Origin of the sequence: Pseudomonas sp. B21-056, from assembly GCF_026016325.1 — a bacterium.
Taxonomy (GTDB): domain Bacteria; phylum Pseudomonadota; class Gammaproteobacteria; order Pseudomonadales; family Pseudomonadaceae; genus Aquipseudomonas.
The window spans coordinates 2,618,092-2,631,080 of the sequence record NZ_CP087203.1 but is presented as its reverse complement, the minus strand read 5'-3'; the positions used below and the strand labels follow the sequence as shown (position 1 = coordinate 2,631,080).

The 12,989-nt window shown below is 60.8% G+C and carries 13 protein-coding genes; 3 read left to right on the top strand and 10 right to left on the bottom strand.

Features of this window, described 5'->3' with window-relative positions:
• Positions 1 to 2 precede the first annotated feature (2 nt).
• Complete coding sequence (locus tag LOY67_RS11755; protein WP_265067320.1) at positions 3 to 575, top strand: sarcosine oxidase subunit gamma; 573 nt, start codon at positions 3 to 5, stop codon at positions 573 to 575.
• 178 nt (positions 576 to 753) lie between these two features.
• Here the strand turns inward: LOY67_RS11755 and LOY67_RS11750 are convergent, their stop codons facing one another.
• The gene (locus LOY67_RS11750; RefSeq protein WP_265067319.1) at positions 754 to 1,368 is read right to left on the bottom strand and encodes a hypothetical protein; all 615 of its coding nucleotides are present in this window, start codon (positions 1,366 to 1,368) and stop codon (positions 754 to 756) included.
• Between the two features lie 162 nt (positions 1,369 to 1,530).
• Here LOY67_RS11750 and LOY67_RS11745 point away from each other — a divergent pair, with 162 nt between their 5' ends.
• Both LOY67_RS11745 and LOY67_RS11740 read left to right on the top strand, forming a co-directional pair.
• A complete protein-coding gene (locus tag LOY67_RS11745; protein ID WP_265067318.1) occupies positions 1,531 to 2,451 on the top strand; it encodes a LysR family transcriptional regulator in 921 nt (306 codons plus the stop codon).
• Positions 2,452 to 2,527: 76 nt separating this feature from the next.
• Positions 2,528 to 3,316, top strand: coding sequence for a GntR family transcriptional regulator (locus LOY67_RS11740; protein ID WP_265067317.1), 789 nt, complete (start codon positions 2,528 to 2,530; stop codon positions 3,314 to 3,316).
• Positions 3,317 to 3,595: 279 nt separating this feature from the next.
• Here LOY67_RS11740 and LOY67_RS11735 read toward each other — a convergent pair whose 3' ends face one another.
• The 9 genes from LOY67_RS11735 to LOY67_RS11695 all read right to left on the bottom strand — a co-directional run bounded on the left by LOY67_RS11735 (position 3,596) and on the right by LOY67_RS11695 (position 12,365).
• Positions 3,596 to 4,300: a GntR family transcriptional regulator gene (locus LOY67_RS11735; protein ID WP_265067316.1), complete on the bottom strand. Its 705-nt coding sequence runs from the start codon at positions 4,298 to 4,300 to the stop codon at positions 3,596 to 3,598.
• A gap of 24 nt (positions 4,301 to 4,324) precedes the next feature.
• The gene (locus LOY67_RS11730) at positions 4,325 to 5,347 is read right to left on the bottom strand and encodes a proline racemase family protein (RefSeq protein ID WP_265067315.1); all 1,023 of its coding nucleotides are present in this window, start codon (positions 5,345 to 5,347) and stop codon (positions 4,325 to 4,327) included.
• Positions 5,348 to 5,357: 10 nt separating this feature from the next.
• The gene (locus LOY67_RS11725) at positions 5,358 to 6,839 is read right to left on the bottom strand and encodes an aldehyde dehydrogenase family protein (protein WP_265067314.1); all 1,482 of its coding nucleotides are present in this window, start codon (positions 6,837 to 6,839) and stop codon (positions 5,358 to 5,360) included.
• Complete coding sequence (locus tag LOY67_RS11720) at positions 6,836 to 8,119, bottom strand: NAD(P)/FAD-dependent oxidoreductase (protein WP_265067313.1); 1,284 nt, start codon at positions 8,117 to 8,119, stop codon at positions 6,836 to 6,838. Before LOY67_RS11720 ends, LOY67_RS11725 begins: the two co-directional genes overlap by 4 nt.
• 259 nt (positions 8,120 to 8,378) lie before the next feature.
• A complete protein-coding gene (gene dapA / locus LOY67_RS11715) occupies positions 8,379 to 9,260 on the bottom strand; it encodes a 4-hydroxy-tetrahydrodipicolinate synthase (protein WP_265067312.1) in 882 nt (293 codons plus the stop codon).
• 26 nt (positions 9,261 to 9,286) lie between these two features.
• Positions 9,287 to 9,952 (bottom strand): amino acid ABC transporter permease, encoded by a 666-nt coding sequence (locus LOY67_RS11710; RefSeq protein ID WP_265067311.1) that lies wholly within the window; start codon positions 9,950 to 9,952, stop codon positions 9,287 to 9,289.
• A 10-nt stretch (positions 9,953 to 9,962) separates the two neighbouring features.
• Positions 9,963 to 10,634, bottom strand: coding sequence for an amino acid ABC transporter permease (locus LOY67_RS11705; RefSeq protein ID WP_265067310.1), 672 nt, complete (start codon positions 10,632 to 10,634; stop codon positions 9,963 to 9,965).
• A 12-nt stretch (positions 10,635 to 10,646) separates the two neighbouring features.
• On the bottom strand, positions 10,647 to 11,468 hold the full coding sequence (locus tag LOY67_RS11700) for an amino acid ABC transporter ATP-binding protein (RefSeq protein ID WP_320110016.1): 822 nt from the start codon (positions 11,466 to 11,468) through the stop codon (positions 10,647 to 10,649).
• A gap of 54 nt (positions 11,469 to 11,522) precedes the next feature.
• Positions 11,523 to 12,365: a substrate-binding periplasmic protein gene (locus LOY67_RS11695; protein WP_265067309.1), complete on the bottom strand. Its 843-nt coding sequence runs from the start codon at positions 12,363 to 12,365 to the stop codon at positions 11,523 to 11,525.
• Positions 12,366 to 12,989: the final 624 nt, after the last annotated feature.

Sequence of the window (12,989 nt, the reverse complement as noted above, 5' to 3'; positions counted from 1 at the left end):
TCATGTCCAGTCTGAATGCACAAGAGATGATCAGGCCGTGCCCGGTCGTCCACCCGCAGGCCTGCACACTGGTGGACCTGACCGACCTGCCCCGGGTGGGCTTTCGCGGAGCGCAAGCGGCCGACTACCTGGAGGCTCGCGGCTTTGTCCTGCCGCAGTCCCCCAATCGGTCGGTCCTCCAGGCTGACGGTAGCCAGGTGGCACGTCTGTCACAGACCGAATACCTGCTGCTGGGCAGCGTCGAGGATCAAGGCGAGCGGATCGCCGACGAAGAAGCGCGCTGGGAACTCGACCACCGGGCCAACTACCTGCTGCCACGCCAGGACAGCCATGCCTGCTTCCTGCTGAGCGGCGCCCCCATTGCCCAGGTCATGGCCAAGCTGTGCGGCGTCGATCTGAGCCGACAGGCCTTCGACCCGGGTGCGGTGGCGCAGACTTCGGCGGCGCGGATCAATGTGATCGTCATCCATTGCGGAACCGACGACAGCCCGGCGTTCCAGATTCTCTGTGACCGGGCTTCGCGGGCCTACTTCCACGAGGCGATGCTCGATGCGCTGGAGGAGTTTTCAGCGTAGCAATAGACCTATGCTGTGGTTGTCGGGGTAAATCAAACCAAGGCATTGAAAATGGAGGGCAGCACCCCAGCGCTTTTGAGCGTATGCCAAGAAAAGCCACTCATCCGGGTGGCTTTTTTCTGAGTTCTGGAGCGGGGGACGAGACCTGTATCTGCGCTCGACACCGCACTGAAAGTGATCATCGAATTTTATAGACCCCAGGCACTACCATCGTCAGCCAGCTTTGACAGTTCTCGCACGGAGGCTTTATGCGACCGCCTCTATCGCAAGTGGATACCCTGATGTTCGTCGGTTGAATACCGTCCCATAGTAATTTGTCGACGGCATCGACTTCTGCGCAATTGGTGATGCTCCAACCTTCCAGCCTATCGCTGTTGCCAAGGAGCCTTTTTAACGTGTCATGGAGTGCAGCCAGTGTTTTTCCATGAGCGTTGACCCCTTTCTTCTTTCTGCTTGCCGGGTCGGTGATGTCGACGGCGGCGCTGATGGTGTTCGTGGTCGCGTGCTGTTGACCTCCACAAAACTCCAGGCAGACGGACTGAGAAGTAACGGCTCGGGGCGCAGCAGGGGCGGCAGGCGCTAAAGGCTCCATGTTCTTATGGATGAGGCTGCCGTAGCAACGATCATTCTTCCCTTGCAAAATGGTAGATATCTTGGGCATGCCAGGCTCGGGATCACCAAGCTGGATATCCCGGTGGGTCACCAGCCTTCCCGTGAGAGGATTCATCGCACCTGTATGGTCAATGATCACGTTTGAGTGGCAAATATTGCAGGTATAGGTGTGTCTGAACATGATTCGGTCCTTCGTCGATCCCGCGGCGTCCATCCTCGTAAAGGTATAGTTGAGCTTCGGCGAATTGGCTTTCCTGGTTGCTGACAATGCCACCTGGCTTGAATCGAACCATCAGTTACGTTAAATCTATCTTTTCCTTCGCTCAGTTATCGGAATTCTCACATGAAAACGAAAACGCCACTGCATCAGGTCAGTGATTTCGATCTCCGATTGCTGCGCGTATTCAAGACCGTGGCCGAGTGCGGCAGTTTTTCCGGTGCCGAGAGCGCGCTGGGCATCACCCGTTCGGCCATCAGCCTGCACATGGGCGACCTGGAGAAGCGCTTGGGCATGCGCCTGTGCCAACGCGGCCGGGCCGGTTTCGCCTTGACCGATGAAGGCCGCGAAGTGCTGCGCGCCGGTGAAACCGTGCTGGTGGCTATCGAGGGTTTTCGCAGTGAAGTGAACCAGATGCACCAGCAGTTGCGCGGCGACCTGAACGTGGCCATCGTCAATAACCTGGTCACCCAACCGAGGATGCGCATCACCCACGCGCTCAAGGCCGTGCGGGCCGAAGGCAGCGGCGTGCGAATCAATCTCAGCATGAGCACGCCGGGGGAGATCGAGCGGGGGCTGCTCGACGGGCGTCTGCATGTGGGGGCCTTGCCGTTGATCACACCGCTGTCGGGCCTGGACTACAACCTGCTCTACGAGGAGCGGTCGAACCTGTACTGCAGCCATGAGCACCCGTTGTTCGCCGAGGCCGCGACGGTCACCGACACCCAGCTGGCCCAGGCAGACGCCGTCATCCCCGCCTACCGGATGACCGCTGAAGCGATCGGCCTGCATCAATTGCTCAGCTTTGCGGCCTCGGCGACCGACCGGGAAGGCATTGCATTCCTGATTCTGACCGGCGCCTACATCGGCTTTCTGCCGGACCACTACGCCGCGACCTGGGTAGAAAAAGGCCTCATGACCGCCCTCGATCCCGACAGGCTTCACTTCGACTCCAAGATCGCCATCGCCATGCGCAAGGGACGTAGACAGAACCTGATCATCGAGCGTTTTCTCAATGAACTGCACCTGACGGACAGCACCGGCTGACCCGCCTGCCCCGGGCTCAGCCAAACCATTGAGCTTCCGGCTGCTTATGGATTGACGCAGGAAGCGTCTTCCTCCCATGCTGAGGGTCGAACAGCGGATTGTGCTGAAATACAAGAAGGCTGGCTTGTATGATACCGGCCAGACCAACCGGGACCTGATGATGGCAAAAGACAACGACACCGAAAGCGGCCCTCGTCGCCATAGCGGACGCTATATCTATGAAGAACTGCGCAAGCAGATCCTGACCCTGAAGCTGAAGCCCGGGGTACAGCTCGATGAAGTATCCCTGGCCGCACAGTTCGGGTTGTCCCGCTCCCCCGTCCGTGATGCTCTGGCACGCTTGATCACCGAAGGCCTGGTAGTCATTCTTCCGAACCGCACCACGCTGGTAACACCCTTCGAAATCGAAGAGTTCCCCAACTACATTTCCGCGCTTGATCTGATTCAGCGGGCCGTGACCCGCCTGGCAGCCCTCCAGCACCGCGCGGAGGACCTGGAAGCGATTCGCAAAGCGGATGAGGCGTACCTCAAGGCCGTCACCAGCGGTGACTTCCAGGCCATGTCCGAACTGAACAAAGCCTTCCACATGGCCATTGCCCATGCCGGGCGCAACCCTTATTTCATCAACTACTACGAGCGCCTCCTGGGTGAAGGGCAACGCTTGCTGCACCTGCACTTTGATCACGTCGTCAGCTCCGCCAGTACCCACCGACTGGGACGGGACCACGACGAAATCATCGAGGCCATCGCTGCGCGAGACGCGGAGGCAGCGGAGGCCGCCGCGCATGAGCACACCATGCTGTTTCAACGCCGCTTCCTCGACTACATGCAGCAGAATCTCACGGCACGCATGTCAGTGGCTTAACCCCAATGTCAGTCAGTTAAGCCACAAACCTATGGGAGCAAAGCGTGCTCCCATAGGTAACGCACGCAGACACCCTGTCGACAGCCCACCGCAATTGCACTCAACACTGCACTCAGAATTGCAATCAGTCTTTCCCCTTTCTACCTTCGGGAGCCAACGACGATGGAGGCGTCATGCCCTACATCTTGAAGTGGCCGATCAGCTCATACAGGTTGCGCATCAGCCTTTACAGGTTGAACAGGCTTCGAAAAGCGTGATGATCCACGGCGGCCGGACGGCTCAGCGGATGGAAATACCCTTGGTCAGGTTTTGCCGCATGTAATCCAGGAAGCGGTCGCGGAACAGCAGCGTGTGCTCCTGCGAAGCCGCTTCGGCGGCATCCGCTTGCCCCAGCTCAATGGCTTCGATGATGCAGTCATGGTCATGATCCGGGCTGGTCAGGGTCTGCGAGCTGACGATGAAGTCGAAGTGCAGGTGCAACAGCCGTTGCCCCTCGCCCAGCAAGCGCTCGTAGTAGCTGGTCAGGTAGGGGTTGCGAGCGGCCTTGGCGATCTCCATGTGGAACGCCTTGTTGGTCTCGGACATCTGCTGGAAGCTGCCTTTGGCCAGCGCTTGAACGTACACGTTGTTGGCCTGGTGGATGCGCGCCAGATCCTCCTCGCTACGATGGAGTGCGGCCAGGCGCGTCACCGCTCGCTGGGTCAGGTCCAGGGCGGTGATGTACTTGGGAAACTCCTCGATCTCGAAAGGCGTCACCAGGGTCGTGCGGTTCGGCAGGATCGTCACCAGCCCCTCGCTGATCAGGCGCGCCAGGGCATCGCGAACCGGCGAACGGGATACGCCGAAGTGCCCCGCCAGGGACACCTCATCCAATTGCGAACCGGGCTTGAGCTGCAATGTCAGGATCCGCTTGCGCAGCTCTTCATAGACATGGCGGCCGCCATGCCGGCGTACTTTATCGACTGTTTTTGTTTTTATTGTCATGACGCCCATTGCATTGATCTCTGCTTAAAAAGCCGGGCCCCAGGTGTCGCTGAGCATGAAACCGGCCGCCAATGGATCATCCGGGTCCACACCCAATTGCTGGATGCCATACACCCAGGCCCGCCCGGTAACCCGTGGCAGTACCGCCGGCCGGCCGGCGACGTCGGTGCGGCCCAGCAACTGGACCTGGAACTCGCCGTTGATGGTCGAGCGAGAGGTCAATCGGTCACCGACTTCCACCAGGCCACGCGCGGCCAGGGTGGCGAGGTTCGCCGAGCTGCCGGTGCCGCACGGCGAACGGTCCACCCGTCCGGGCGGCAACGTGGTGCAGGTCTGGTAGGTGCTGGCGTCCAGGCGATTGCGGAACATCACATAGGCCACTTCATTGACCGTCTCGAACAGCGGATGGCGCACGCTGACCTGGCGGTTGATCACCTCCCTGAGCGCGACACCGGCGTTGGCCAGTTCACGGGCATTTTGCGGGGCGATGCTCAAGCCGACCTGATCGACATCGATCAGCGCGTAGTAGACACCGCCGAACGCGATGTCGGCCTTGATCGTGCCGAACGCTTCGGTTTCGATGGCGACGTCCAGGTGTTCGACAAAAGCCGGGATCATGTCCAGGGACACACTCAGGCAACGGCCGTCCTCACAGCGCGCCCTGGCGGTGACCAGCCCCGCCGGGGTGTCGAGCACCACGGTGGTTTCCGGCTCCTGCATCGGCACCATGCCCAACTCCAGCAGCGCGGTGACCACGCAGATGCAGTTGCTGCCGGACATGGGGTGGGCCTTGTCGGCCTGCAACACGATGAAACCGGCCTGGGCTTCCGGCCGTGTGGGCGGCAGGAGCAGGTTGACCGACATCTGCAGGCAGCCACGGGGCTCCAGCACCACCAGTCGCCGCAGGCTGTCGTCGACTTCATTGATGTAGTTCATCTTGTCCAGCATGGTCTCACCGGGGATGCCCACCACCCCGCCGGTGATGACCTTGCCGATCTCGCCTTCGCAATGGACATCCACCAGTTGCAGCGTTTTTTTCCAGCGCATGACGGCCTCCTTACTTGATGTACCAGCCCCAGGGCTGATCGCTGTCGAAGCGGGTGATCTGCTTGGTTTCCAGGTAGTTGTTCAACCCCCACTCGCCCAGCTCGCGACCGATGCCACTCTGCTTGTAGCCACCCCACGGCGCTTCGGTGAAAGTCGGCTGCGAGCAGTTGATCCAGACGATCCCGGCGCGCAGTTTGCGGGCCACGCGGTCGGCACGTTCCAGGTCCCTGGACATCACCGCTGCCGCCAGGCCGAAGCGCGAGTCGTTGGCCGAACGCAGGGCCTCCTGCTCATCGTCGAACGGCCGCACGCAAACCACTGGGCCGAAGATTTCCTCGGTCCAGATCCAGCTGTCCTCGGCGACATCGGCAAAGACTGTCGGTTGCAGGTAGAAGCCCTTGTCGAACCCGGCCGGGCGCTCGCCGCCACAGACCAGCCGTGCGCCCTCCTCCTTGCCCCGGGAAATCGCCGCGCGGACCTTGTCGTACTGGCCCTGGCTGACCAGCGGACCAAGCAGCACGCCGTCCTGTTGGCCATTGCCGATGACGATTTTCGCCGCCTCGGCCTTGAGGCGATGCAGCAGCGGCTCGTAGAGATCGCGCTGTACCAACACGCGTGAAGTAGCCGAGCAGACCTGGCCCTGGTTCCAGAAAATGCCGAACATGATCCATTCGACAGCCGCTTCGAGGTCACTGTCATCGAAGATGATGAACGGCGACTTGCCCCCCAGTTCCAGGCTGATGTTCTTGATGTCCCGTGCCGCCGCCTGCATGATCCGGCTGCCGGTAGGCACACTGCCGGTGAAGGCCAGCTTGTCGATACCGGGATGCTCGGCCAGAGGCGCGCCGGCGTCCGGACCCAGGCCCGGCACGATGTTGAGCACACCCGCAGGCAGCCCGGCCTGGTCGGCGATACGCGCCAGTTCCAGGGCTGTGAGCGGGGTCAGTTCCGAAGGCTTGAGCACCATGCAGCAACCGGCGGCCAGGGCCGGGGCGACTTTCCAGGCGGCCATCAGCATCGGGAAGTTCCACGGGATGATAGCCCCCGCCACGCCGATGGCCTCCTTGCGCGCCACACTGCTGAAGCGGTCGTCCGCCAAGGGCACCGGTTGTTCGGCATGGCCGTCGAGGTCTTCGGCCAGATCGGCATAGAAATCGAAGCAGCCGGCGGTGTCGCCGATGTCCCATAGGGCTTCCGGCAACGGCTTGCCGTTGTCACGCACCTCCAGCTCGGCCAGCTCCTGCTGACGCTCGCGGATGCCCTGGGCGATACGCCGCAACACCACGGCACGCTGGGCACCGCTGGTCTGCGACCAGGGACCTGCATCGAAGGCCTGGCGTGCGGCCTTGACGGCCAGGTCGATGTCTTCGGCAGTGGCGGCAGCCACTTCGGCAATCAGGGCCTCGCTGCTGGGGTCGAAGGTCTGGAAGGTGCCTTTGCGGACCGGGGTGACCCACTGGCCGTTGATATACAGCTGGTTGTACGTGTTCATGCATGTCCTCCAATCAGGGCGAAGCGCTTGGCACTGAAGGGCTTCAGATTTTGTGCGGTGGGCCTGCCTGCGGCCATGTCGGCGATCAGCCGGCCAGTGGTCGCCCCCAGGGTCAGGCCAAGCTGGCCGTGACCGAACGCCATGTAGACGTTGGTCAGCCGCTCGGAACGGTCGATGATCGGTTTGGTGTCTGGCAGGAAAGGCCGGTAACCGACGCCGTATTGCAGGTTGTCGGTGTTGAGTTGCGGCAGCACGCGACGGGCCTTCTCCAGGATGATATCGGCGCGCTTGAAGTTGGGCTCGGCACCGGCGGCGGCGAACTCGATAGTGCCGCCGATCTGCAGTCCACGGGTCATGGGGCTGAAGCAGAAACCGCCATCGGCATAGATCACCGAATGGCGGAACTCCACGCCCGACTGCGGCAGCACCACCTGGTAGCCGGCGATGCCCGCCAGGGGCACGCTGACGCCCAACTGGCTGAAGAACTCCCGGGAACCGGTGCCTGCGGCGACCACGACATGCTGCGCGGCAATTCGTGCGCCGTCGGCCAGGGTCACGCCGGTGGCGCGATCGTCCACGCTGTCGATGCGCTTGACGAGTTCACGAACCCGAGCGCCGCCTTGTTCGATAAAGCTCTGGGTCAAGGCAGCGATGAAACCTTCGGTGTCGCTGACGGCGCGCCAATCGGGAAACAGCAGGCCGTGCTTGAATTTTCCGGCCAGGCTGGGTTCCAGGTCGGCAATCTCGTCCGCGCCCAATTCCTCGGACTGGAAGCCCAAGGCTTTTCTCAATTCCAGATGGGGACGCTCATGGGCAACGCCATCCGCCGAGTCGAACACCTCGATGATCGGACGCTGGCCGAGCAGGGTCTTGTCTGGGCAAGCCTCCAGCAGCGGCGCGTAGTCTTCGTAGACATGTTCGGTCAGGGTCGCCATGTCGCCGGCGATCTCGACGATCCTGGCATGGCGGGCGCAGGCCAGGAAACGCAGGAACCAGGGCAGGATCCCCGGCAGTGCGCTGGGACGCAAGGCCAATGGTCCCTTCTGGTCCATCAGCCAGCCAGGGATCTTTTTAAGAATACCGGGTTTGGACAACGGGATGACTTCACTGACCGCCATCTGGCCGCAGCTCCATTTCGCCGTGCTGTCCCCCGGAGCGGCAGGGTCCACGAGGATCACCCGGTGCCCCTCGCGTTGCAGATAGAGAGCACAACAGACCCCGACGATGCCCCCGCCGATGACGACCGCCTGTTGTTGAGTGGATGTTTGTGGAGAATTCATAGAGTGCTCTCTTGATGCAAGTGTCGTTAAGTCTTTGCCGCCGTTGAGCGAATAAAAAGTCGTGCAGCAATTTGTGGCGAGGGGATTCATCCCCGCTGGGCTGCGTAGCAGCCCCATTGAGGCTGATCTCAGTTCAACCTGACACACCGCGGAAGCCCGTTTTGGGGCCGCTACGCAGCCCAGCGGGGATAAATCCCCTCGCCACAAGAGCGGAGCACAACCCTACCTCCTTTGACTGCCGCGCCAGTCCGGAGTCATCTCAACCCTGAGCCACTTCAAACACCCGGCGGAACTCGGCTTTTTCAGCGTCGGTCAGCGGCAGCAGTGGCGCGCGGGCGTTGCCGGCCTGGAAGCCTGCCAGCTCGGTGCCGTACTTGACCTTCTGCACGAACTTGCCACTTTCCAGGTTAGACATGATCGGGAACAGATTGCGCATGACATTCTGCGCACCGGCCAGGTCGCCCGCGGTGAACTTCTGATAGAAGTCGACGACTTTTTCCGGGAAGACGTTGGCCGGGCCACAGATCCAGCTGGTCGCGCCCCAGATGAAGAAGTCCAGCGCCTGATCGTCGGAACCGCAGGACAGTTGAATTTTGCCTTTGTAGTTCTCGCCGATCTCGATACCGCGCAGCAGGTTGCCGCTGCTTTCCTTGATGCCGACCACACGCGGATGATCCTTGAGCGCTTGCATCACGTCGAAACCGACCTCGACGTTGGTGCGCACCGGGTAGTTGTACAACACGACGTTGATCTGCGGGAACGCTTCGAGAATCGCGTTGTAGTGGCTGAGCAGCTCTTCCTGGGAAGGCAGCGCGTAGTACGGCGGAGCAATCAGCAGGTTGTTGTAGCCGGCGTCCACCGTCTGCTTGACCTGCTCCAATACTTCACGGGTGCAGGAGCCGTTGGCACCGGCAATCAGGGTCCCGCGATCACCAACCACTTCCTTGACCGTCGCCAGGATCTGGCGACGTTCCTCGTTGGTCAGCGCGTAGTATTCACCGGTGGAGCCCAACGGTACGAAACCATGGACGCCCGCTTTCAACTGGTGCTCGATGATGTCGGCGAGCATCGTGTGGTCGACCGCACCGGATTTATCGAAAGGGGTCACGAGCGCAGGCAGGATGCCTTTGAGTTCAAGCATGTTGATTCTCCTGAAAGAGAGTGGGGTTAGTAGGCATAACGCCGGAGCATGCGGGCTTCGACCACACCGACCAGACGCGTCAGCGGGAAAGCCACGAGGAAATAGATCACCGCGACGGCCGAGAGGAACTCCACCGGCCGGGCCGTGCTGTTGGAAATGTTCTGGCCGACGAACATCAGGTCCGCCACGCCGACCGAGGAGATCAAGGCACTCTCCTTGAACAGGCTGACCACGTTCGACAGCAACGGCGGGACCGCACGCAACAGGGCCTGGGGGAAAATCACGTAGACCACCTTCACCCGCGGGGTCAGCCCCAGGGCGGTACAGGCGTCATGCTGCTCGCTGGCAATGGATTTCAGCGCGCCACGAAAGGTTTCGCAGGTGATCGCCGCCATGTACAGGGTCAGGGAGATCAGCACCGAGACATAGGGAGGAATGTCCAGGCCGAACACCACCGGCAGGCAGAAGAAAATCCAGAACAGCTGGATCAGCAACGGCGTGCCACGGAAGAACTCCACGAACAGCGTGGTGGGCAGGGTCAGCACCCGGACACGGCTGTTGCGCAGCAGGCTGAGGACAAACCCGCCCAGGCTGCCGATGATGGCGCAACTGAGGGTGAAAGCCAGGGTCAGCGCGAGGCCCTTGAGCAGCACCTGCCAATAGGAAAGAACGATGGAAAAGTCGAGCGTCATGGCGTTCTCCTCAGCGTGCCGTCGCTGCATCCTGGCGACGCTCGACGTACTGCACCAGTTGGGCAATCGGCAGCGACAGGACGAAGTAGATCAAGGCGATCAGGGTGTAGGTCTCCAGCGGGCGGTACGCCTCGGTGGCCAGGCTCTTGCCCACGTACATCAGGTCCGAGACCGCGACGATGGCGACCAGGGCGCTCTGTTGCAGCGTGCCGATGCCGTTGGTCATCAGCACCGGCAACGCACTGCGCAAGGCTTGGGGCAGTACCACGTAGAAGGTTCGATGAAACGGTCGCAAACCCAGGGCCACGCAGGCATCCAGATGTTCGCGAGGCACCGCCTGGACGCCGGCCCGATAGGCTTCGGCATTGAAGGCGGTGAGGTTCAGGCCCAGCGCCAGGAAGCCCATGGCAACCGGATCGATGAACACGTTGAACAGCATCGGCACGCAGTAGAAGAACCAGACAATCTGCAGCAACGCCGGGGTGCAACGGAAAAACTCGATGAACAATTGCGCAGGCCAGCGGATGAAGAACCAACGGCTCATGGCCAACAGGCACAGGCCGAAACCGAGCACCATGCCGATGAGGTTGGAGACCAGCGCCAGCTCCAGGGTTACTTTCAAACCCTCCCACAAGGCGCCGAAACTGCCGTTGAGGAAATGAAAGTCGAATTGATAGTTCATGGCGTCAGCCCCTCAGTCCAGGTGCAGGACTTTTTCCAGGAATTCGCGGGTACGGGCTTCTTTGGGCTGGGTGAAAATCTGCTCCGGCGGCCCCTGCTCCACCACCTTGCCGTTGGCACAGAACACCACCCGGGTCGCGATGTGACGGGCGAAATGCATGTCGTGAGTGACGATGATCATCGCCATCTTCTGCTCCGCCAGCTGCAGCATCACGTTCTGCACTTCGATGACCATTTCCGGATCGAGGGCCGAGGTGACTTCATCGAACAACATCAGCTTGGGTTCGAGCATCAGCGCACGGGCAATCGCCACGCGCTGTTTCTGTCCACCGGACAACTGGCTCGGATAGGCGTTGAGTTTGTTTTCCAGGCCAAGACGCGCGAGATAGGCGCGGGCCTTCTCGGTGGCCTGGGCCCTGGACAGGCCATGGACCTTCATCGGCGCCAGGGTCAGGTTGCTCAATACCGACAGATGCGGGAACAAGGTGTAGTGCTGGAAGACCATGCCAATCTGGGTATGCAAGGCCGCGTCCAACGGTTTGCCTTGGCGCTTGCTGCCGCAAATGTAGGGCTTGCCCTGGAAATCGATGGTGCCGTCCTGGATCCCCTCCAACCCCATCAACACCCGCAATAGCGAACTCTTGCCGCTGCCGCTCGGGCCAATGATCACCAGCCTGTCGTCGGCACGCATGTTCAGATTGAGGTTGTCCATTACCACAAGCTGCTCGCCGTAGGACTTGCAGACACCGCGAAGCTGGATGAAGTCGCCGACAGAAGCCGCATTATTGGCGTGCGCCGGCTGTGGCTGGGCAGCCACCAGATGAGGAGTGTTCATGAAAGTGCCTCCAGGAGAGCTGCCCCGCTGGGCAGCCCTCGGATTGAGCAGGGATTACTGAGCTTTGTTGGCGGCGTTGACCTGCGCGGAGGCCTTGTCGACCAGCGCATCGATCTCGCCCGCCTCGCGGCGCTGACTCAGGTAGATGTTCAGCACCTGGAGGTCGGCGGGTGAAACGTCGCGACGGATAGCGAAGGAAACCCCTTGCTTGGCAATGGCCGGCTTGGGCATGACTTCCTTGGACCAGTCGGGGTTGGCCAAGGCAAACAGATGGTTGGTATCGCTGGCGTCGGCCAGCACATCGGCACGCTTGGACATCAGGGCCAGGCGGGTTTCATCCGAACCCGGCAGACGCACGATGGTCGCTTGCTTGATCAGGGCCGAAACCGCTTTGTCCGCGGCACTGCCGGACATCACGGCGATGGTCACGCCGGCCTTGTCATAGTCGGCAATCGCGGTGCCGGCACCGGTCAGCTTGGGGTTGTCCTTGTTGACCAGCAGCGAGATCTGGTAGTCGGTAGCCGGCACGGTGAAGGCCACCGCCAAGGCGCGTTCCGGCGTCTGGTTCAGGGCCATGGACAAATCCCACTTGCCGCTCTGCAACCCTGCCACCTGGTTGTCCCAGACCGTATCGACGAACTCGACCTTGACCTTGAGCACCTTCTCGCCGAAGTCACGGCACAGGTCCACGAAATAACCGCTGTACTGGGCCGATGCGGCATCGCGCATCACATAAGGCGCCGCCACCGCCGCGCCGCAACGCAGCACACCGGCTTTCTGCACATCTTTCCAGATCTGGGATTCAGCGGCCTGGACAGACGTCAGGGCGAGCGTGGCACCCAGGGCCGTGGCACCGAGAATTGCACTGCGGATGGAGCGAGTAAGGAACCGAGTCATTTTAAATCTCTCCGTAACATTGTTGTTTTAGGCAGAAGAGGTTTTCACTGCATGTTTTTATGTGTGTTCGTTTGTGCGCATTGCTGCATACAGATTAGAACCGGCGAAAAGAAGGTGTCAACAGGCTCGATAAAACTTTTTTCAGGGCCGATTAACGATAAGGCGAGCCGTTGAATCGATTGGCTCGGCGGGTACCAGGGAAGACAGAGATTGATGCCGCGCAGGGTCAGCGGGGTGTGGGAGAGCATCCGGGCAGCCGGTGCAGCTTCCAGTCGAAATGAAAAAGGCAATGCCCTCGCCGTCTGTGCTGGAATGGCGAGCTTGGGTACCTTCTGTAGGCCTACGGTCTTCGAGAATCATTCGATAACAGGGCACGACGATATCGATGGCCAGTTATTCGTCCGCAGACACCCGTCGAAAGCACCGACGTGGATCAAGGAAGGGTTTAGGAATGGGTGAGCTTTTCAATACGTTAAATAAAGCAAATATAGATTTAACTCACCCATAATTACGATACAAGCTAGGGCATCCTATCCAGTAGTGCTCGTCGATATAGAGCACCCGGCAGTCGGTGAGCGGACTGCTGGGCAACCCGCCCTCGAACCGTAACCCGGCACTAAAAGC